General features: G+C 60.0%; 16 protein-coding genes and 1 pseudogene. 10 read left to right on the forward strand and 7 right to left on the reverse strand.

Translation table 11 applies throughout. The features are described 5' to 3' along the window. Positions 1–33: 33 nt before the first annotated feature. Both JQ848_RS11580 and JQ848_RS11585 read left to right on the forward strand, forming a co-directional pair. Positions 34–735 carry a response regulator transcription factor gene (locus JQ848_RS11580; protein WP_003445448.1) on the forward strand — a complete coding sequence of 234 codons (702 nt, stop codon included), beginning with the start codon at positions 34–36 and terminating at the stop codon, positions 733–735. Between the two features lie 4 nt (positions 736–739). Continuing rightward, positions 740–2,035 carry an ATP-binding protein gene (locus tag JQ848_RS11585; protein ID WP_003445451.1) on the forward strand — a complete coding sequence of 432 codons (1,296 nt, stop codon included), beginning with the start codon at positions 740–742 and terminating at the stop codon, positions 2,033–2,035. 6 nt (positions 2,036–2,041) lie between these two features. On the opposite strand, the gene rarD (JQ848_RS11590) is transcribed toward JQ848_RS11585, so the two are convergent. The 3 genes from rarD (JQ848_RS11590) to JQ848_RS11600 form a co-directional block, all read right to left on the reverse strand. Continuing rightward, positions 2,042–2,923, reverse strand: a complete 882-nt coding sequence (rarD, locus tag JQ848_RS11590) for an EamA family transporter RarD (RefSeq protein WP_003445453.1) — start codon at positions 2,921–2,923, stop codon at positions 2,042–2,044. A 281-nt stretch (positions 2,924–3,204) separates the two neighbouring features. Continuing rightward, positions 3,205–4,089, reverse strand: coding sequence for an EamA family transporter RarD (gene rarD, locus JQ848_RS11595; RefSeq protein WP_127195417.1), 885 nt, complete (start codon positions 4,087–4,089; stop codon positions 3,205–3,207). Between the two features lie 132 nt (positions 4,090–4,221). Next, positions 4,222–5,535 carry an MFS transporter gene (locus JQ848_RS11600; RefSeq protein ID WP_202210714.1) on the reverse strand — a complete coding sequence of 438 codons (1,314 nt, stop codon included), beginning with the start codon at positions 5,533–5,535 and terminating at the stop codon, positions 4,222–4,224. Between the two features lie 158 nt (positions 5,536–5,693). Here JQ848_RS11600 and JQ848_RS11605 point away from each other — a divergent pair, with 158 nt between their 5' ends. The 5 genes from JQ848_RS11605 (at position 5,694) to JQ848_RS11625 (ending at position 11,397) form a co-directional block, all read left to right on the forward strand. Next, positions 5,694–6,794 (forward strand): sugar diacid recognition domain-containing protein, encoded by a 1,101-nt coding sequence (locus JQ848_RS11605; protein ID WP_003445464.1) that lies wholly within the window; start codon positions 5,694–5,696, stop codon positions 6,792–6,794. Positions 6,795–6,912: 118 nt separating this feature from the next. Then, positions 6,913–8,055 carry a glycerate kinase gene (locus JQ848_RS11610; RefSeq protein ID WP_202210715.1) on the forward strand — a complete coding sequence of 381 codons (1,143 nt, stop codon included), beginning with the start codon at positions 6,913–6,915 and terminating at the stop codon, positions 8,053–8,055. A gap of 266 nt (positions 8,056–8,321) precedes the next feature. Continuing rightward, the gene (gene pssA / locus JQ848_RS11615; RefSeq protein ID WP_127195415.1) at positions 8,322–9,665 is read left to right on the forward strand and encodes a CDP-diacylglycerol--serine O-phosphatidyltransferase; all 1,344 of its coding nucleotides are present in this window, start codon (positions 8,322–8,324) and stop codon (positions 9,663–9,665) included. Between the two features lie 626 nt (positions 9,666–10,291). After that, entirely contained in the window at positions 10,292–10,897 is a 606-nt protein-coding gene (locus tag JQ848_RS11620; protein ID WP_003445473.1) for an SCO family protein, read from the forward strand. Positions 10,898–10,926: 29 nt separating this feature from the next. Next, complete coding sequence (locus tag JQ848_RS11625; RefSeq protein ID WP_202210716.1) at positions 10,927–11,397, forward strand: copper chaperone PCu(A)C; 471 nt, start codon at positions 10,927–10,929, stop codon at positions 11,395–11,397. Between the two features lie 171 nt (positions 11,398–11,568). On the opposite strand, the gene JQ848_RS11630 is transcribed toward JQ848_RS11625, so the two are convergent. From JQ848_RS11630 to JQ848_RS11645, 4 genes are all read right to left on the reverse strand, one after another. After that, entirely contained in the window at positions 11,569–12,888 is a 1,320-nt protein-coding gene (locus tag JQ848_RS11630) for an OprD family porin (RefSeq protein ID WP_202211286.1), read from the reverse strand. 23 nt (positions 12,889–12,911) lie between these two features. Further along, positions 12,912–13,352, reverse strand: a complete 441-nt coding sequence (locus JQ848_RS11635) for a pseudoazurin (protein WP_003445478.1) — start codon at positions 13,350–13,352, stop codon at positions 12,912–12,914. Between the two features lie 99 nt (positions 13,353–13,451). After that, positions 13,452–14,615 carry an acetyltransferase domain-containing protein gene (locus JQ848_RS11640; protein ID WP_202210717.1) on the reverse strand — a complete coding sequence of 388 codons (1,164 nt, stop codon included), beginning with the start codon at positions 14,613–14,615 and terminating at the stop codon, positions 13,452–13,454. A gap of 115 nt (positions 14,616–14,730) precedes the next feature. Then, positions 14,731–15,504: an SDR family NAD(P)-dependent oxidoreductase gene (locus JQ848_RS11645; RefSeq protein ID WP_010656522.1), complete on the reverse strand. Its 774-nt coding sequence runs from the start codon at positions 15,502–15,504 to the stop codon at positions 14,731–14,733. 146 nt (positions 15,505–15,650) lie between these two features. Here JQ848_RS11645 and JQ848_RS11650 point away from each other — a divergent pair, with 146 nt between their 5' ends. The 3 genes and pseudogenes from JQ848_RS11650 to JQ848_RS11660 all read left to right on the forward strand — a co-directional run. Beyond that, a complete protein-coding gene (locus JQ848_RS11650) occupies positions 15,651–16,526 on the forward strand; it encodes a LysR substrate-binding domain-containing protein (RefSeq protein WP_161718651.1) in 876 nt (291 codons plus the stop codon). A 116-nt stretch (positions 16,527–16,642) separates the two neighbouring features. Next, positions 16,643–17,668, forward strand: coding sequence for a DNA topoisomerase IB (locus JQ848_RS11655; RefSeq protein ID WP_202210718.1), 1,026 nt, complete (start codon positions 16,643–16,645; stop codon positions 17,666–17,668). 76 nt (positions 17,669–17,744) lie between these two features. Next, positions 17,745–18,323: pseudogene (locus JQ848_RS11660) on the forward strand (DNA polymerase ligase N-terminal domain-containing protein); the annotation flags it as partial. Positions 18,324–18,372 lie beyond the last annotated feature (49 nt).

Here is an 18,372-nt window from a genome sequence, read left to right on the forward strand (position 1 = left end):
CTTCGGGTTTTCCCCTGGTTGTAAGCATTTATTATGCCCACTATTTTGCTGGTCGAAGACGACGCTGCCCTCTCGGAGCTGATTGCCAGCTATCTGGAGCGCAACGGTTACCAGGTCAGCGTGATTGCCCGAGGCGATCAAGTCCGTGAGCGCGCAAAAAGCAACCCACCTGATCTGGTTATTCTTGACCTGATGTTACCGGGTCTGGATGGCCTGCAAGTCTGCCGTTTGTTGCGAGCCGACTCGGCAAGTTTGCCGATCCTGATGTTGACAGCGCGCGACGATAGCCATGATCAGGTGCTGGGGCTAGAGATGGGCGCCGACGATTATGTGACAAAACCTTGCGACCCCCGTGTGCTGCTGGCCCGGGTTCGTACTTTGTTGCGTCGCAGCAGCCTGGTCGAACCCCATGTGGCCAGTGACCGGATCATTATCGGCAACCTCTGCATCGACCTGTCGGAACGTACCGTGACCTGGCGCGAACAGGGCATTGAATTGTCCAGCGGCGAATACAACCTGCTGGTGGTACTGGCCCGGCATGCGGGAGAAGTGTTGAGTCGCGATCAAATCCTCCAGCGTTTGCGCGGTATCGAGTTCAATGGCACCGACCGCTCGGTGGACGTGGCCATCTCCAAGTTGCGGCGCAAGTTCGACGACTGCGCCGGCGAAGCGCGCAAGATCAAGACCGTATGGGGCAAGGGCTACCTGTTCAGCCGCTCCGAGTGGGAATGTTGAGCCCATGTTCAAGCTCCTGCTTCGTTTGTATCTGGTGACGACGGTTACCTTTGCTGCTGCCATCTATGCCGTGCCTGAACTGGTGGTGACGCTGTTCCATGAGCGTTTCGTCAGCTACAACGCCGATATGTCGCGGGGCATGCAGACCCTGCTGGTCAAACAGTTTCAGCAACTCCCCGTCGGGCAGTGGCCGGACCTTGCCCGGGATCTGGACGCCCAGTTCAAACCCATACGCGTCAACTTGCTGCCCATCAACGACCCCAAGTTCACCCCCAAGGAGCAACACCAGCTGCAGCAAGGGCAGGGCGTGATACGCATCGGCGACTGGGGCTGGCGCACCCTGGTGGTCTCGCCACTGAACCGGGAGCAGGCCATCGAGTGGGTGATGCCCCCTGATCCGCTGGAAATGAATCTGTTGTACTGGGGTATCAATGTCTTGATCGGCGCTGCCTTGCTCGGCGGCTTGCTGCTCTGGATGCGTCCGCACTGGCGCGACCTGGAGCGTCTGAAACACACCGCGGCGCGCATTGGCCAGGGACAGTTGAGCGAGCGCACGCAAATTTCACCGCGTTCAAACATTTATGCCCTGGCCACGGTGTTTGACACCATGGCCCAGGACGTTGAAAGCCTGCTCAATCAGCAGCGCGACCTGCTGAACGCTGTTTCCCATGAGTTGCGTACACCCCTGACGCGACTGGACTTCGGTCTGGCCTTGGTGCTGTGCGACGACCTGCCCGAGGCCAGCCGCGAACGCCTGCAATTACTGGTCGGACACATTCGTGAACTGGATGAGCTGGTACTGGAGCTGTTGTCTTTCAGTCGCCTGCAGAATCCCCGGCTGGCTCCGGAGCGGGTCGAGGTATCGCTGGACGAATTTATCGACAGCATCCTCGGCAGTTTTGATGAAGAGCTGGAGACCCCCGACATAGTGCTGGATGTGCGCCTGCACGGGACTCAACAGCGCTTTGCCCTTGACCCGCGCCTCACGGCCCGGGCCCTGCAAAACCTGTTGCGCAATGCCATGCGCTACTGTGATCGCCGAATTCAGGTGGGCGTAAACGTAACGCCACAGGGCTGCGAACTATGGGTCGACGACGATGGCATCGGCATACCGGAGCCCGAACGCGAACGGATTTTCGAGCCGTTCTATCGTCTGGACCGCAGTCGGGATCGGGCAACGGGAGGTTTTGGTCTGGGGCTGGCAATCAGTCGACGCGCCCTGGAAGCCCAGGGCGGCAGTTTGAGCGTGGAGCAATCACCCTTGGGTGGTGCCCGCTTCAAATTATGGTTGCCCGGTTAGCGCGGCTCAGATAGAGCGGCGCTGGCGGCTCACATGCTTGAGGCCTTCGATGATCAGCACCACCACCGCGAGCCAGATCGGACCATAGGTCAGCCACTGACCCTCTTCAAGACTGTCACCGAGCAACAGGGCCACGGCTACCAGCAGCACCGGCTCGACATAGCTGAGCAGGCCAAACAGGCTGAACGGCAACAGGCGACTGGCCAGAATGTAAGCAAAGCCTGCGGCGGCACTGATAATCCCCATCAGCGGCACCAGTGCATACAGGGCCTCGCGCTGGGCGCCCAGATCTACATGGGGGCCTGCCATCACGAACCATAGCGAAACCGGGACCATCAACAGCATGTCCAGCCACAGACCGCCGAGGTTGTCGATACCGATTTTTTTGCGCAGTACGAAGTACATCGGGTAACCGATGGCGACCACAAGGGTCGTCCAGGAGAAACCGCCGGTGCGGTACAACTCGTTGGCAACGCCGATAACAGCCAGGGCCGTGGCTATTTTCTGCAGGTGCGACAGGTGTTCACCGTAGACGATGCGACCGGTGAGGATCATCGTCAGGGGCAGCAGGAAATATCCCAGTGACACATCCAGACCGTGCCCGTTCAGCGGCCCCCACATGAACATCCACAGCTGTAGGCCGACCAGGAAGCTGGTGAGCAATACGCAAGGAATCAGTAGAGGTTTATCGCTTAAGCGCTTGAAAATGATGGGAACCCATTTCCAGTCGCCGGAGAGGCAGATAAAGAGTGTCATGAATGGCAGCGATATGAGTATTCGCCAGCCGAAGATTTCCTGACCATCAAGGGGCCAAAGAAGAGAAGTGAAGTAGTACAGGACGCCGAACAAGCAGGAAGCCAAAATCGATAGAAAAATGCCTTTAGACACAACAACCTCAATGGATCTACAACGTTACTCGTTTGAGTGGGAACATAGCTTGAGGCTGTTCAGGGTCGTTGGCAAATGTCTTTTAAACCAACTACTTGGGACTGATTCTTGTTGAGTGCGCTCAAGAGACAAAACGCCAAGCAAATACTGGGCCAAAGTCGTTTTAAACGAGCGTTCGTGCTTCTGAAAAAAAAGATAAACGGTCTGCCGCCACCGGGCAGTAGCTGCCGGGGCACGAGGCTGCGAGCTCTTTCAGGCCCCGCATGCCTGGCCCCCGGACCTCACACCGAGCGACGTTGGCGCACCAGATGCTTGAAGCCTTCAAACATCAGAACCACAACCGCCAGCCAGATTGGCAAATAGGTCAGCCATTGTCCGGCGCTGATACTTTCCCCCAGCAGCAGCGCGACAATCACCAGCAATACCGGCTCTACATAGCTGAGCAAGCCAAACAAGCTGAATGCCAGCATGCGACTGGCCAGAATGTAGCTGATCAATGCCAGGGCGCTGATGCCCCCCAGCAGCGGAATAAGCGCATACAGCGCCGGGCGATGGCTGGCCACAGCGAATCCTTGCTCACCGCTCTGCACAAACCACCAGGCCACCGGCACCAACAACAGCATATCGACCCACAGGCCACCGAGGTTGTCCGTGGCTGCGCGTTTGCGCAATACGAAGTACAGCGGGTAACCGATAGCAACCACCAGGGTGGTCCAGGAAAATCCGCCGACCCGGTACACCTCGTTGGCGACCCCGAGGGTGGCCAGAGCCGCAGCGATTTTCTGCAAATGCGATAACTGCTCGCCATAGACCAGGCGCCCGGTAAGAAGCATGGTTAGAGGCAACAGGAAGTAGCCCAGCGAGACGTCGAGGCTATGGCCGTTAAGCGGTGCCCACAGAAACAGCCACAACTGCACCCCCACCAGTGCGCTGGACGCCACCAGCACTGCCCACAGCCGGGGTTGCTGACGCAGCCGCGAGACGATCACCGGAACCAGCCGCCAGTCACCGGAAAAGCACATGAACAGAGTCATGCAGGGCAGGGTCAGGAGCATTCGCCAGCCGAAGATTTCGGCGCCGCTCAAGGGCCAGAGCAGGGACGTGAAGTAATACATGACACCGAACAGGCTCGATGCCAGAACTGATAAGACAATACCTTTGGACACAACAGCCTCGTTGAAACGCACATTCTGATTATTGGAGGTGCATAGCTTGAGGCTCAGCGGGCCGAAGGGCAAATGGCTTGCTCACATTGGCCTCTGCAGGAGCGAACTCGCTCCTGCAGAGGCCAAGGGGGTTTATGCCTGAGTCATGCCGCGGGTCATGCGCAGTGCCAAAAGGCTGCCGCCCACAATGACTGCCGCCAACAGGTACAGGGCTACGTCGGTGGAGCCCGTGGCGTCTTTGACAAAGCCCACCAGGTACGGGCTGAGAAACCCGGCCATCTGCCCCATCGAGTTGATCAGCGCCAGGCCGCCCGCTGCCGCACCGACACTGAGCATGGCGGTCGGCACCGGCCAGAACATTGGCAAACCGGTCAGGGCACCCATGGTGGCGATGGTCAGCCCCAGAATGGCGATCACCGGCTGGGCTGCAAAATTGACGGCAATCACCAGGCCCAGTGCACCCATCAACATAGGCACCACCAGATGCCAGCGGCGCTCTTTGCGCAAGTCCGCAGAACGGCCCACCAGCAACATGAACACAGCCGCCAGCAAGTAGGGGATAGCGCTGATCCAGCCGATCACCAGGGTATCGCTGAAGCCCATGTTCTTGATGATCGACGGCAGCCAGAAGTTGATCGCGTATACGCCGCTCTGGATGCAGAAGTAAATCAGACCGAACGCCCAGATGGCCGGGTTCTTGAATACTGCGAGCAATGAGTCGGAGGTGGTTGCAGGTTTGTTCAGGGCGTCCAGGGCATGGTCCGCTTCCAGCACTGCGCGCTCTTTTGCACCGAGCCATCTGGCGTTGGCAAAACTGTCACTGAGCAAGAAAATCGCCAGTGCGCCCAGCACAACCGTCGGCACCCCTTGCAGCAGGAACATCCACTGCCAGCCGGCGAGACCGCCCTGGCCCGCGGCAAAGTGGCTAAGGATCCAGCCGGAGAAAGGGCCGCCAATCAGGCCCGAAACCGGAATGGCACACATGAACAACGCCATGATCCGGCCGCGGCGGAAGGTCGGGAACCACTGCGAGAGATACAGCACCACCCCGGGAAAGAACCCCGCTTCAGCCGCGCCGGTGAAAAAACGCAGGGTATAAAACCCGGCAGGGGTGGTGACAAACATCAGGCAGGTCGACAGCAGGCCCCAACCGATCATCATTACGGCGATCCAGCGCCGTGGCCCGAATCTGCTGAGGGCCAGGTTGCTCGGCACGCCGCACAGCACGTAGCCGATAAAGAAAATCCCGGCGCCAAGGCCGTATACCGTCTCGCTGAACTTCAGCGCGTCGAGCATCTGTAATTTGGCGAAGCCAACGTTTACCCGGTCCAGGTAGTTAAACAGGTAGCAAATGAAGATGAAGGGGATCAAACGCAGGGTGATGCGTTTGTAGATGGCGTTTTTATCGTCATCGCTGATCAGCGATGCGGCGGCGCTCTGTGACATCTTATGTCTCTCTTTATTATGATTTTTCACGATCCGAGGTTAACGTTGATCGCGTATTGAGTCTCGGCCACCCCAACGCTGCTGTCTTTGTGCCCCTGCACAGGTTTTATCCGCGCCACCTGTGCCCGTGAACAAATGCCTACAAGGATTTTCACCCTATGTTCGAACTGGATCATGATTTGGCACAGGACATCGTGGATCGTGCGATGGCCATCTTGCCGTACAACGTAAATGTCATGGACAGCCAGGGCCTGATCCTTGGCAGTGGCGAGCCTGAGCGTATCAATACCCGGCACGAAGGGGCGCAGTTGGTGCTGGCCAATGGACGGGTGGTGGAGATCGACGAACAAACCGCCAAGTGCCTCAAGGGGGTACAACCGGGGATCAACCTGCCGCTGTTGCTCGATCAGCGCCTGATCGGCGTTCTGGGCCTCACCGGCGATCCGCAATTGCTGCGCACCTACGCCGAACTGGTGCGCATGACCGCCGAGATGCTGGTGGGCCAGCGCTTTCAGCAAGCCGAACAACAATGGCGACGCCAGCGCTGTGATGATCTGGTGGCCTTGCTGCTCAGTGAAGGCGGCGATTCCGCGCGCTTGATCGATGAGGCCCGGCAATTGGGGCTAAAGCCACAGTTATCGCGCATTCCGTACCTGTTTGAACTGGGCAGCGGGCAAAGCGCCGAGGCCTTGAGTGCCTGGTTGCAATCGCGCTTCCCCGACAGCTGGTGCGTGAGCCCGGCCACCGGCTCACTGCTGTGGTGCCGCCCGGCAACGGCGGCGCTGGATGACCTGCGCCTGCTGGAAAAGCTCGACGCACAGGGCTGGAAGGTTTTGCGCATAGCCGCAGGAGGGCAGGCCGATGCTCTCAATGGCTTGCGCCGTTGTTATCGTCGGGTCGGCGACCTGTTGGCCTACGGTCGCGATGTATTGCCGCAGACGCGACTGCTTAGCCTCAATCGCTATCGCCTGCCGGTCATGCTGTGGCGTCACCGCAATGACGATGCCCTTGAAGAATTGCTTGGCCCGCTGCACAAAGTGGTGGCCAAAGACGGCAACGGCCAGTTGATCGCGACCTTGCGCAGCTGGTGTGAGCACGATGGCCAGAGCCAGGCGTGCGCCGATGCCCTTGGCATTCACCGCAACAGCCTGCGCTATCGCATGGAGCGCATCGCCGAACTGAGCGGTGTCGACCCGTTGAGTCTGAACGGCATGCTGGCCCTGTACCTGGGCGTGCAACTGCTGCCCCAGAATCTGTAGGGTCAGCCGCGTCTTGTAAAAATGAACAACAAAGGCCGTTATTGCTTGTGCACCAGACTGGCGTGTTTGCAGTCAGTTGCTGGCAGCATGGATGCCATAAGAACTGGAGATGCGCCCCATGAAAATCGTGATTGCCCCCGACTCGTTCAAAGACAGCCTGAGCGCTGAAAAAGTCGCTGCTGCCATTGCTGCCGGTTTCGCCCAGGTATTGCCACAGGCACAGTTGATCCAGTGTCCCATGGCCGATGGCGGAGAAGGCACCGTGGAGGCGATCGTGGCCGCAGGCAATGGCCAGTTGCGCCGCAACCAGGTGCAAGGCCCGTTGGGCGCAGCGGTCGAGGCCCACTGGGGCTGGCTGCCGGACAGCCACACGGCAATCATTGAAATGGCCGAAGCCAGCGGCTTGCAACTGCTGACACCGGGACAGCGCGATGCGTGCATCAGCAGCACCTTCGGCACCGGCCAACTGATCGGGGCGGCCCTGGATGCGGGCGCCCGGCGCATCATCCTCGCCATCGGCGGCAGCGCCACCAACGATGCCGGCGCCGGTGCGTTGCAAGCCTTGGGCCTGGGGCTGTTCGACGAGCAGGGCCAGCCCCTGGCACACGGCGGCCTGGCCCTGGCCGGACTCGCCCGTATCAACCTTGCAGGCCTTGATCCGCGCCTGGCCCAGGTGCGCTTCGAGATTGCCGCAGACGTCAATAACCCCCTGTGTGGCGAACACGGGGCATCGGCCGTATTCGGCCCGCAAAAAGGCGCGTCCCCTGAGCAGGTCCAGCTACTGGACAAGGCCCTGGGGCATTTCGCCGATCACTGCGCCCGGGTCTTGCCAAGGGATGTTCGCCAGGAGCCCGGTTCGGGGGCTGCAGGCGGTCTCGGCTTTGCCGCCAAGGCTTTTTTCGCCGCGCAGTTTCGCGCCGGAGTTGAAGTGGTGGCCGAACTGGTGGGCCTGGCCGAAGCGGTGCAGGGCGCTGATCTGGTGATCACCGGAGAAGGCCGTTTTGATGCGCAAACCCTGCGCGGCAAAACCCCTTTCGGGGTAGCGCGCATCGCCCGGGCTCAGGGTGTACCGGTGGTGGTACTGGCCGGCACTCTGGGCGAGGGCTACCAGGCCATGTACGAGCACGGGGTCAATGCCGCATTTGCCATCACCAGCGGCCCGATGAGCCTGGAAGACGCCTGTGCCCGGGCCGAGCAATTGCTCACCGACCGGGCGCGGGACATTGCCCGCCTGTTGAGCCTGAAACCGGGCCCGTATTAACCCGCACCCGTCTTGATTGACCGACCTGTGTAGTCGCTGACGAGATTCGAAGGCTGCGAGCTTTCTGGTTGTGACACCGCAGGTGCTTTTTGATACCGCCACAGGTTTTCTGTGTGGCCGTCAAGCAAGGTCCTGCGAACCTAATCGCAGCCTTCGAGCCTCGTCAGCGACTACCGGCAACCAGGCGGTTTGCCATGGCCGGTATGGCTTCGGGGCACGATCGTGTAAGCTTCGTGGCTCTTCGCATTCGACCCTTAGCGAGCCCTATGCCGTCGCTCTTCAAACGCTCTTTGCTGCCCAAGCTACGCAGCTTCCCGATATCCGCCGATGCCTTGAGCATCTTGCCCGGCGCGGCTGACTTTCGTCGGTGCCTGCTGGAGCAGATCGCGGGTGCACGCCAGCGCATCACGCTGGTGGCTTTGTACCTGCAACAGGACGAGGCCGGACAGGAAATTCTCGATGCCCTGCACGCAGCCAAAGCCGCCCGTCCCGAGCTTGAAATCGTGGTACTGGTGGACTGGCTGCGCGCCCAGCGCGGACTGATCGGCGCCGGCAAGCAGCCCGGCAATGCCGCCTGGTATCAGGCGCAAACCGCTGCCCATGCCAGCCACGTGCCGATTTACGGGGTGCCGGTGCAAACCCGGGAGCTGTTCGGGGTACTGCACCTCAAGGGCTTTATCGTTGACGACTGTGTGATTTACAGCGGCGCCAGTCTGAACAATGTCTACCTGCACAAGTTCGACAAGTACCGGTTCGACCGCTATCACCTGCTGCACAACAAGCAGCTGGCAGACTCCATGCAGCACTTCATTGAACAGGACCTGATTCAGACCAGGGCCGTGCATCGCCTGGACCTGCCATCATTGCCTTCAACCCGCAGCCTGCGCAGTGCCATTGGCGATTTTCGCAGCCACCTGAAAAAAGCCAGCTACGACACCAGCGCCGGGGTCAGCGGTCACTTTGGCCTGTCGGTCAGTCCGCTGCTGGGGGTCGGCAAGAACAATCCCCTGAGCCGGGTGATCTGTGAGCTGATTGCCAGCAGTCAGCAGCAACTGACTATTTGCACGCCCTATTTCAACCTGCCGCTACCCGTGACCCGGGAGATCAATCGGGCCCTCGAACGAGGGGTGAAAATTGATATCGTGGTCGGTGACAAGACCGCCAACGACTTCTACATCCCGCCGAGCGAGCCGTTCAAGGTCATCGCGGCATTGCCTTATTTATATGAGATGAGCCTGCGCCGGTTTGCCAAAAAACATCAGTCCATGATCGATAGCGGCTTGCTCAACCTGCACCTGTGGCGTGATGGCGACAACAGCTTTCACCTCAAGGGGCTGTGGGTTGATGACCGCTACACCTTGCTCACCGGCAACAATCTGAACCCCCGAGCCTTCCGTCTGGACCTGGAAAACGGCCTGTTGATCGATGACCCGCGCCGCGAACTGCTGGAGCCGCGAAGCAAGGAGCTGGCGGCGATTTTTGCCAACACCCGACGCATAGAGAGCTACAAGATCCTGGAATCCATGGCCGAGTACCCGCCGGCCGTGGCCAAGTTTCTGCGCCGGGTCAGCCGGGTCCGGATTGAACGTTTGCTCTACAGGATCCTGTAGATCGTCAATTGCTGGCGGAGCATTGCTGCCCGCCAGTCGCCCTCAAGGCAGGCCCGGGATATAGGCGATGCTGCCTTCGGCGCGCCGATGCAGCAAACGCTCACCGTTATCAGGCTGACTGATAACCGCCTGATAATAGCTGCCTGACGCGCAGTTCAACCGGCTGATTCAAACCGGAACAGGCTAAGGGCTGGCGGGTGGCGGCGGGGTGAAGCCAATGTGAAAAAAATGCCGTACCTGCTGTTTGAGGGCGGCAATTTGCTTACACGCTGAAACCTATTCGCTACCAATTACGGTTGACCTCTGCGGTTAATCGCAATCACGTATTTAATCAAGCGCAAATGTGCTCCAGGGCCCGACAAATCGGGCCTGAGGCGATTTGTCGCAGGCCTGCGCCGTTACCGCCCGGTTTGGCTGCCTGCAAGCAGACAGGGCCACTACCGGGGGGCTGTCCGGCCGTGCGGGCAGCAGGTGAGAGTGTTAAATTGCGCACCCATGAAACGCGTCTACCCCACAGCAATCGTGCGTACTTGAGCCAATGGCCCGGGCGACGTACACCCCTGTTGCGTACTGCGCAGGGTGAAGGCTTTTGTTTGTAGTAAAAGCCGCTTAAAGGAACCTCATACATGAACGAATTACTGACTCGCCGCCATGTCGTTGCAGGACTTGGCGTGCTCAGTCTCGGTTTGCTTGCCGGCTGCGACATGGGCAGCGGTTTGTCATACAAGTACGCAAAAGACCTGAGCAATGAAATCATGGGGCGCAAGTTCAAGTTGCGTGATGCCGAAGGCAACGAAATGATGCTGGGCAGTTTCCGCGGCATGATGCCGATGATTTTCTTCGGTTTCACCCAGTGCCCGGCCGTGTGCCCGACCGCGCTGGCCCGTGCTGCCCAGGCCAAGAAGCTGATGGGCCCGGACGGTGACCGGTTGCAGGTGGTGTTTATCACCCTCGATCCGGAGCGCGACAAGCCCGCCATGCTCGATGCCTATGTCAAAGCCTTCGATCCGACGTTTATCGCGCTGTCCGGGACGCTGGAAGAAACAGCGGCCACGGCTAAGGAATTCAAGGTTTTTTACGAGAAAATCCCTACCGGCGACTCCTATACCATTTCGCACACCGGCACCAGTTTCGTCTTCGACTCCCGTGGCGTGCTGCGCATGGGCCTGTCACCTTCGCTGTCGGCCAAGCAGTGCACCGAAGACCTGCTCACCGTCATGTCAGTCTGCTGATTTCACGCACCTTTGAACGAGCCACTTATATGAAACCCGTCAAGTATCTGTTGCTGTCCCTGCTGGGCATGAGCCTGCATGTTTCCGCGCAAACCGTGGTCGATGATGCCTGGGTCCGCGCGACCGTTGCCGGCCAGCCCTCGAGCGGTGCCTTCATGCACATCACCGCGAGTACCGACAGCAAGCTGGTCGAAGTCAAATCCCCGGTTGCCAAAACGGTGCAGATCCATGAGTCGACGATGAAAAATGACGTGATGAGCATGCAGCAAGTGCCATCGGTGGCATTGCCGGCCGGCAAGACCGTCGCCATTGATCCAGAGGGCTATCACGTGATGCTGATGGACCTGAAGGGCCAGATCAAAGAAGGCGACAACGTGCCGCTGACCCTGATCGTCGAAGACAGCAAAGGGGTCAAGGAAGCCATTGAAATCACGGCCAAGGCCCGCGCCCTGAACAGCATGCAGATGGACATGCATGACCACGGCGCCATGCAACACTAACCCCCTGTAGGAGCGAGCTTGTCTCGCGATGGCGCCCACAGGATCTGCAAGCAACACCCCATATTCTGTAGGAGCGAGCTTGCCTCGCGAGCTCTTCATTGCTGCGTTGAAGGGCTCGCGAGACAAGCTCGCTCCTACATCCAGTCGCCCGGCGTCAGTGCCGCCCGGCGGTTAAAAACGCCCGGTCAGGGGGTATTCAACGGCCAGCCGGACTTGATCGGTATCCAGTTCGGCCTGGGCCGTATTGCCCCGATGCACGTTATGGCGCAGTGACAGGATGGTGCCCTTGGCGGTACCGCTCTGGATCACATAACGCGCTTCCAGATCCCGCTCCCAGTGCTTGCCGCCCTTGCCGTAACCCAGATACGCATAACCGCCGCGGGGGTCGGCATGACTGCCGTCGATCTGGCTGCCACGCACATACGCCGCGCTGAACACCAGGCCGGGCATGCCCCACGGCGTCATCCCCAGGTCGTAGCGGGCCTGCCACGATTGTTCATTCGGCGCGTTGAAGTCAGACAGTTGTACGGCGTTGGTGAGAAAAATCGCACCCCGCGTCACATAGTCGAACGGCGTATCGCCATGCACCTTCTGATAACCCAGGCTGAAACTGTGGGGGCCTTGAGCGTAGGTGCCCATCAGGCTCCAGGTGGTGTTGTCGATATTGCCCGACAGTGCCTTGCCTTCATCGGTGGTGCGATACAGGTTGAAGTTGTAGGTCAGCGAGCGGTTGTCATCAATCGCCTGGCTGTACAGGGCGCCCAGGTACTGTTGGTTCCAGGTGTCCTCGTAGCGCGAGCTGTAAATGCTGGCACTGAGATTTTTACTCGGCGTATAGACCACCCCGGCCAGGTCGAAGGCATCGCCTTTGGGCCCGTTGGAGTAATTGACCACAAAGCCTTGATCGTGACTGCTGGCGTTACGGTCGGTGCTCCCGGTGAAATGCCCGCCGACCATCTTCAGGGCAGTGAATTCATTGCTGGTGAGAAACACCCCGGTGGCGGTTTCCGGCAGCAGGCGGCTGTCGGAGGAACTGAACACCGGGGTTTTGACCCGTTGTTCGCCCCAGGACAGCACGGTGTCCGACATGCGCAGCTTTATCGCCGCGCCGCCCCGGCCGAAGTTGTCCTTGGGGTAGCCGTCGTTATCCAGCCCCAACAGGCGCGCCTTGCCAGCGCGGCCACCACCGCTGTCCAGTTTGACCCCCAGATAGGCGTGGGCATCCACCCCGACCCCGATCAGGCCCTGGGTGAACCCTGATTGCAACGTGCCCATCAATCCGTAGGCCCATTCCTCGGCATAACCATTGCGTTCGGCGCGCGGTTTATAGGCATTGCGCGCTCCGCTGTTGCGTGCGCCGTGGCGATACTCGCGGCTGTCGTAAACCGTGCGGTTGACCAGGCTCCAGGTGCTGTCTTCGACCAGGCCCGCGGACCGATCCTGGGCGCCCGGGTCGGCGAGGGCCATGGGGCTGGCGAGGGCCAGCAGCATCGCAGATCGCGAGCGGACTTTGCTCACTGCCCGGCCTGCAGTTTTTGCAGGGCCACATGTAAACGCTCAAGGGCCCTGGCCGGTAGCGTTGCAGGCAGTACCGCAGGCTGCGGCCCGGCCTCACCGACCTGAATCAGCATCACCATGCCCATGGCCAGGTGGGGAACGCATTGAATACCGTAGAGCCCAGGCACAGTGAAGGTTTGCTCGATTTGCTGATTGATCTTGCCAGCGAAGGGTTGCGCGCCTTCGGGCAACAGTCCGGGCAAAGTGGCGGCGTTATGACCGGTTTGGGTGGCAACGAATTTAACCGTATCGCCGGGAGCTATGTGCAAATAATCCGGCTCGAACACCATGCCCGCAGTAGCACTGCGGGTAAGCATCTTCACTTCATGGGTTTGCGCCAGTGCCGATGAGCAGAGCAGGGCCGCACTGAGCAACAGGCTCAGGGATGAAATACGCATGTCGGGCTATCCATATAGGCTTTGAGGAGTAACGCAGTCGCAGGGTCAGAAGCCCGCTAAAGTAGCCTGCGGGCGCTGCGCTGTCTGCTCGAAAAGGATTCAGAAATACTTCAGCAGGCTAATGTCGCGACGACGGGCCTTTAACCCGGCAAACCAGCGCACCGGCAGGTAAAGCGCAATTGCCAGCAACATCGCCGTCAGCCACACCGAGCCCATGCCGTCGAAACCGAAGTAGTTGCCCTGATTCAGGCCGAGCAGGCCAGCACTGAGCAGATAGAGCACTTTGAGCACATACAGATGCAGCAGATAGAAAAACATCGGCGCCGCGCCAAACACCGCCAGCATGGCGATCCATTTGCTCTGTTGAACCCGCTCGAAGGCCAGTAACAGCAACAGTCCGACGCCCAGGGTCAGGGTCAGGAACAGCAGCGAAGGCGGGTACTTGGTGATGTTGAAAAAGCTCATCAGAGTCTGCAGGTGAGTGCCATGGGCCACCCAGTGCGCCTCGCCGTAACCGTTGAACAGGCGCAGTGCGACAAAACCCAGCAGTGCCCCTGCACCTGCCAGCAACAGGTAGCGCTGGCGCTCGGCAGCCGAAGCAGTGCGGGCGAACCAGGGCCCCACGCAGTAGCCCAGGGCAATCACCCCGATCCATGGCAACACCGGATAGGAAGTGCGCAGGCGCAAGGTGTCGGAAAACTCTATCCAGCCGCGGTCATGCAAAATCGCCCAAGGCACATGCAGCGTCGAATCGGCAGCGAAGTGCAGGCTGTCCAGCAGGTTGTGCCCACCGATGATGCCAAGGGCCAGCAATAGCAGGACGGGCCGCGGCAACCACACCAGCGCCGCCAGAGCGAGCATGCTCAGGCCGATGGCCCAGATCACCTGCAGGTATATCACCGAAGGCGGGAACTGGAAGGTCCAGGCGAAGTTCACCAGGGTCAACTCCAGTAGCACCAGAAACAGCCCGCGTTTAAACAGAAAGACCGAAACGTCGCGCTTGCCCTGATATTTCTCGCCATACAGATACGCCGAAAGGCCGGTGAGCAAGACAAACACCGGGGCACACAGGTGGGCAAGGGTACGGCTGAGAAACAGCACCGGCTCGGTACTGTCGATGTTCATCGGGTCGGCTACCTGGCGGTGCAAGAAAAACGTTTCGCGCACGTGGTCCAGCAGCATCAACAGAATCACCAGACCCCTGAGGGCATCGATGGACAACAGGCGCTGACTTGAGGGTGGAGCTTGGACTGGGGTGGTCATCAAGGGATCACAGACAAGGGGAGGGTATAAGGAGTGGTTACCTTATAACATTTCTAGTTGTGATGTCATCCCTATGGGAAAGATTCCCAATAACCCCGGCTGCGACGGTATTGGTTTACACGACGCTGGTCAGGCCACCATCCACAAACAGGGTTTGTCCGTTGATGAAATCCGAAGCCGGCGAAGCCAGAAATACCGCGGCACCGCACAACTCCTCGACCTGGCCCCAGCGCCCTGCGGGCGTGCGTTTGCACAGCCACTCGGAGAATTGCTGGTCATCCACCAGCGCCCGGTTCATCTCGGTGGCAAAGTACCCGGGGGCCAGGCCATTGGCCTGAATCCCGTGGCGCGCCCACTCGGCGCACATGCCTTTGGTGAGCATTTTCACGGCACCTTTGGACGCGGCATAGGGCGCGATAGTCGGCCGGGCCAGTTCGCTTTGCACCGAACAGATGTTGATGATCTTGCCGCGACCACGGCCAATCATGTGCCGTGCAACCGCCTGGGACACATGGAACACACCGTCCAGATTGACCCGCATCAGCTCATGCCAGTCCTGGGCAGTAAAGTCTTCCAGTGGCGCACGGCGCTGGACGCCGGCGTTGTTGAGCAGAATATCGATGGGCCCGGTCTCGGCCTCAAAGGTGTTGATTGCCTCGAACAGTTGCGCCCGATCGGTGACGTCGAATACCGCGAACTCGGCGTTGAGACCTTCGTCGATTAATTGACTGGCAACCCGGCGGGCTTTGTCCATATTGCGATCATTGATCACCACCGTTGCCCCGGCAGCGCCCAGGCCCCGGGCCAGCGCCAGGCCGATGCCTTTGCCGGAACCGGTGATCAGGGCCCTGCGGCCATTGAGCCCAAAGCTCGCGAGATTGAATGACATGCTGTTCTCCCGGGCCGTTTATTATGTTCGAGGGCCCGGTTGCTACTTCACCCCAGGCCGGGGGTAGCGTCCAATCGTCATTGATGATCTGGTGATCAGCTATTTTGATCAGTGCCCCCAGAAACCCTTTTCAGCGGAGCACCCAATTGGAAATCAAACATCTCAGATCATTTGTGACCCTGGCCGAAGAGCTGCATTTCGGCCGTGCGGCGCAGCGTCTATCCATCGTGCAACCGGCCCTGAGCATGCAAATCAAGATGCTTGAAGAGGAACTGGGTGTGCGCCTGTTCGAGCGCAACCGGCATTCGGTCATGCTCACCCAGGTGGGGGCGGTGTTTTTGCCCGAGGCCCGGGCCACGCTGCATCAGGCCGCCCATGCGGCGGATGTGGCCAGGGCTTCGGGGCGCGGCGAGATCGGCCGGGTGCGCTTTGGTTTTGTGTCCTCGGTGCTGCCGCAACTGTTGCCGGCACTGGTGCGGGCACTGCATGCACGGTTGCCGCGGGTTGAACTTGAACTCAAGGATATGCCGGGGCCGGATCAGGCCACTGCATTGAAAAACGGCCAGCTGGATTTCGGGCTGATGCGCTTGCCCGCCGCGATCCCCGGGATCCACACCCGCGAGGTGCTGCAGGAGAGCTTTATCCTGGCACTGCCCGCCGATCACCCGCTGGCCGCGTACGACAAGGTGCCGGCGGCCGCACTTGCCGGGGTATCGGTATTGGTCCTGGCCAGACGCTACGCGCCGGGGTTCTACGATGAACTGATGCAATCGCTCAACAGTCATGGCCTGCAGTTGCAAATAGCTTCGGAACTCGGGGAGTTCACCACCATGCTGGCACTGGTCTGCGCCGGGCTCGGCATTGGCCTGCTCCCGGCCAATGCCGGACGAGCATTACCGGCCAATGTCATCGCCAGGCCACTGGAGCTGGGCAGCTATCGGGCAACCACCGGCCTGGCCTGGGTGGACCTGGACAGTGCGGTAAAACTCACGGTGTTCAACCTGCTGAACGAGATCCTGTAAGGCCGGGTGCGTCCACCACCCCCTGAAAAAAACTCCGGGCAAATCCTCGGCACGTACGTCAACCGCTGCGGTCAATGGTTTGAAGGGGCCATGAATCCCCGTACAGGATGAGCGCCATGTCCGACCTGTTGCCCCCAGACCTGCACTATGTCGATGACACGCAGCCAGGTATCACGCGCAAGAAACTGCGCGGCAAGTTTGCCTACTTTGACCCGCACGGGCAGCGCATCAGCGATCCCGGGGAAGTTCAGCGGATTAACGCCCTGGCCGTTCCGCCGGCCTATACCGATGTCTGGATCTGCGCTGACCCGCGCGGCCATATGCAGGCCACCGGCCGTGATGCCCGGGGCCGCAAACAATACCGCTATCACGTTCGCTGGCGGGAAGTGCGCGATGCCGATAAATACTCCCGGCTGCGGGACTTTGGCCTGGCCTTGCCGAAACTGCGCCGGCATCTGGACAGCCTGCTGGCGGCCCCCGGTTTCAGCCGCGAAAAAGTCATGGCCACGGTACTGACTTTGCTCGATGCGACCCTGATCCGGGTCGGCAACAGCCAATATGCCAGGGACAACCGTTCCTACGGCCTGACCACCTTGCGCAGCCGGCATGTGGAGGTGAGCGGCAGTACCATCAATTTCCGTTTCCGCGGCAAAAGCGGGGTAGAGCACAACATCTCCGTGAAGGACCGGCGTGTGGCGCGGATCATCAAGCGTTGTCTGGAGATTCCGGGGCAAAACCTGTTCCAGTACCTGGACGAAAATGGCGAGCGCCACACTGTCAGTTCTTCCGACATCAATGCCTGCCTGCACAGCCTCACCGGCGCGGACTTCACGGCCAAGGACTACCGCACCTGGGCCGGCAGCGCCATGGCGTTATCGGTGTTGCGCGAACTGCAATGGCAACCGCAGGCCGATGCCAGGCGGCATGTGGTGGACATGGTCAAGAGCGTTGCCAGGCATTTGGGCAACACTCCGGCAGTCTGCCGCAAGTGCTACATCCATCCGGCCGTACTTGAAGGCTATGTAGCGGGCGCCCTGGCCGAACTGCCCCGTCCCCGAGTGCGCAAGGGCCTCAAGGCAGAAGAAGTCGGTCTGGCGATGTTCCTTGAAAAGATGCTCGAAACGGCCCCGGCCGGGCAATAGAAGGAGCCCGTGCGGGGCCGTGGCTCGACCACCGATTACGCACCAGGATTTTGGCAGCGAAAAAAGAGGATCCGTCATGAACAACAGGCTGGATGAGTACCAGAAAAAACGCGATTTTGCAGCCACGCCGGAGCCCGGCGGTGCAGATCAAAAGGCTTCGCAACGCCATGGGTTCTGCATCCAGAAGCATGACGCAAGCCACCTGCACTACGATTTTCGCCTTGAGCTGGAAGGCACGCTCAAGAGCTGGGCCGTGCCTAAAGGACCAAGCCTGGACCCCCGGATCAAGCGTCTGGCGGTGCAAGTGGAGGACCATCCACTGGATTACGCCACGTTCGAGGGGCATATCCCTGAAGGCAACTATGGGGCAGGGGATGTGATTGTCTGGGATAACGGGGTGTGGAAGCCCATAGGCGACCCGGTCGAGTCATTCAAAAAAGGCAAGCTGCAGTTCCAGCTCGAAGGCCACAAGCTGCAAGGCATCTGGAACCTGGTGCGTTCACAGCAAGAGGGCAAGAAAAAGCTCTGGTTTTTGATCAAGCACAAGGACGATGCCGCCAGAGCGCAGGCCGATTTTGATGTGCTCACCCAACGCCCGGAATCCGTAATCAGCGGTCGCACCCTCGGGCCCGGGCCGGCAAAGCACAAGCCACGGCAGGCCTGATAAAGGGAACGTTAGCGGTCCTGCACTTGTCCACCGTTGC

Source organism: Pseudomonas paraversuta (assembly GCF_904067025.1).
In the GTDB taxonomy this organism is placed as follows: Bacteria; Pseudomonadota; Gammaproteobacteria; order Pseudomonadales; family Pseudomonadaceae; genus Aquipseudomonas; species Aquipseudomonas paraversuta.

Coding starts and splice junctions, on each gene's coding strand:
- JQ848_RS11585 (WP_003445451.1), top strand. CDS start 740: ATGTTCAAGCTCCTGCTTCGTTTGTATCTGGTGACGACGGTTACCTTT.
- JQ848_RS11645 (WP_010656522.1), bottom strand. CDS start 15,504: ATGTCATTCAATCTCGCGAGCTTTGGGCTCAATGGCCGCAGGGCCCTG.
- JQ848_RS11640 (WP_202210717.1), bottom strand. CDS start 14,615: ATGACCACCCCAGTCCAAGCTCCACCCTCAAGTCAGCGCCTGTTGTCC.
- JQ848_RS11620 (WP_003445473.1), top strand. CDS start 10,292: ATGAACGAATTACTGACTCGCCGCCATGTCGTTGCAGGACTTGGCGTG.
- JQ848_RS11610 (WP_202210715.1), top strand. CDS start 6,913: ATGAAAATCGTGATTGCCCCCGACTCGTTCAAAGACAGCCTGAGCGCT.
- JQ848_RS11655 (WP_202210718.1), top strand. CDS start 16,643: ATGTCCGACCTGTTGCCCCCAGACCTGCACTATGTCGATGACACGCAG.
- JQ848_RS11605 (WP_003445464.1), top strand. CDS start 5,694: ATGTTCGAACTGGATCATGATTTGGCACAGGACATCGTGGATCGTGCG.
- JQ848_RS11630 (WP_202211286.1), bottom strand. CDS start 12,888: ATGCTGCTGGCCCTCGCCAGCCCCATGGCCCTCGCCGACCCGGGCGCC.
- JQ848_RS11625 (WP_202210716.1), top strand. CDS start 10,927: ATGAAACCCGTCAAGTATCTGTTGCTGTCCCTGCTGGGCATGAGCCTG.
- JQ848_RS11580 (WP_003445448.1), top strand. CDS start 34: ATGCCCACTATTTTGCTGGTCGAAGACGACGCTGCCCTCTCGGAGCTG.
- JQ848_RS11600 (WP_202210714.1), bottom strand. CDS start 5,535: ATGTCACAGAGCGCCGCCGCATCGCTGATCAGCGATGACGATAAAAAC.
- JQ848_RS11635 (WP_003445478.1), bottom strand. CDS start 13,352: ATGCGTATTTCATCCCTGAGCCTGTTGCTCAGTGCGGCCCTGCTCTGC.
- pssA (WP_127195415.1), top strand. CDS start 8,322: ATGCCGTCGCTCTTCAAACGCTCTTTGCTGCCCAAGCTACGCAGCTTC.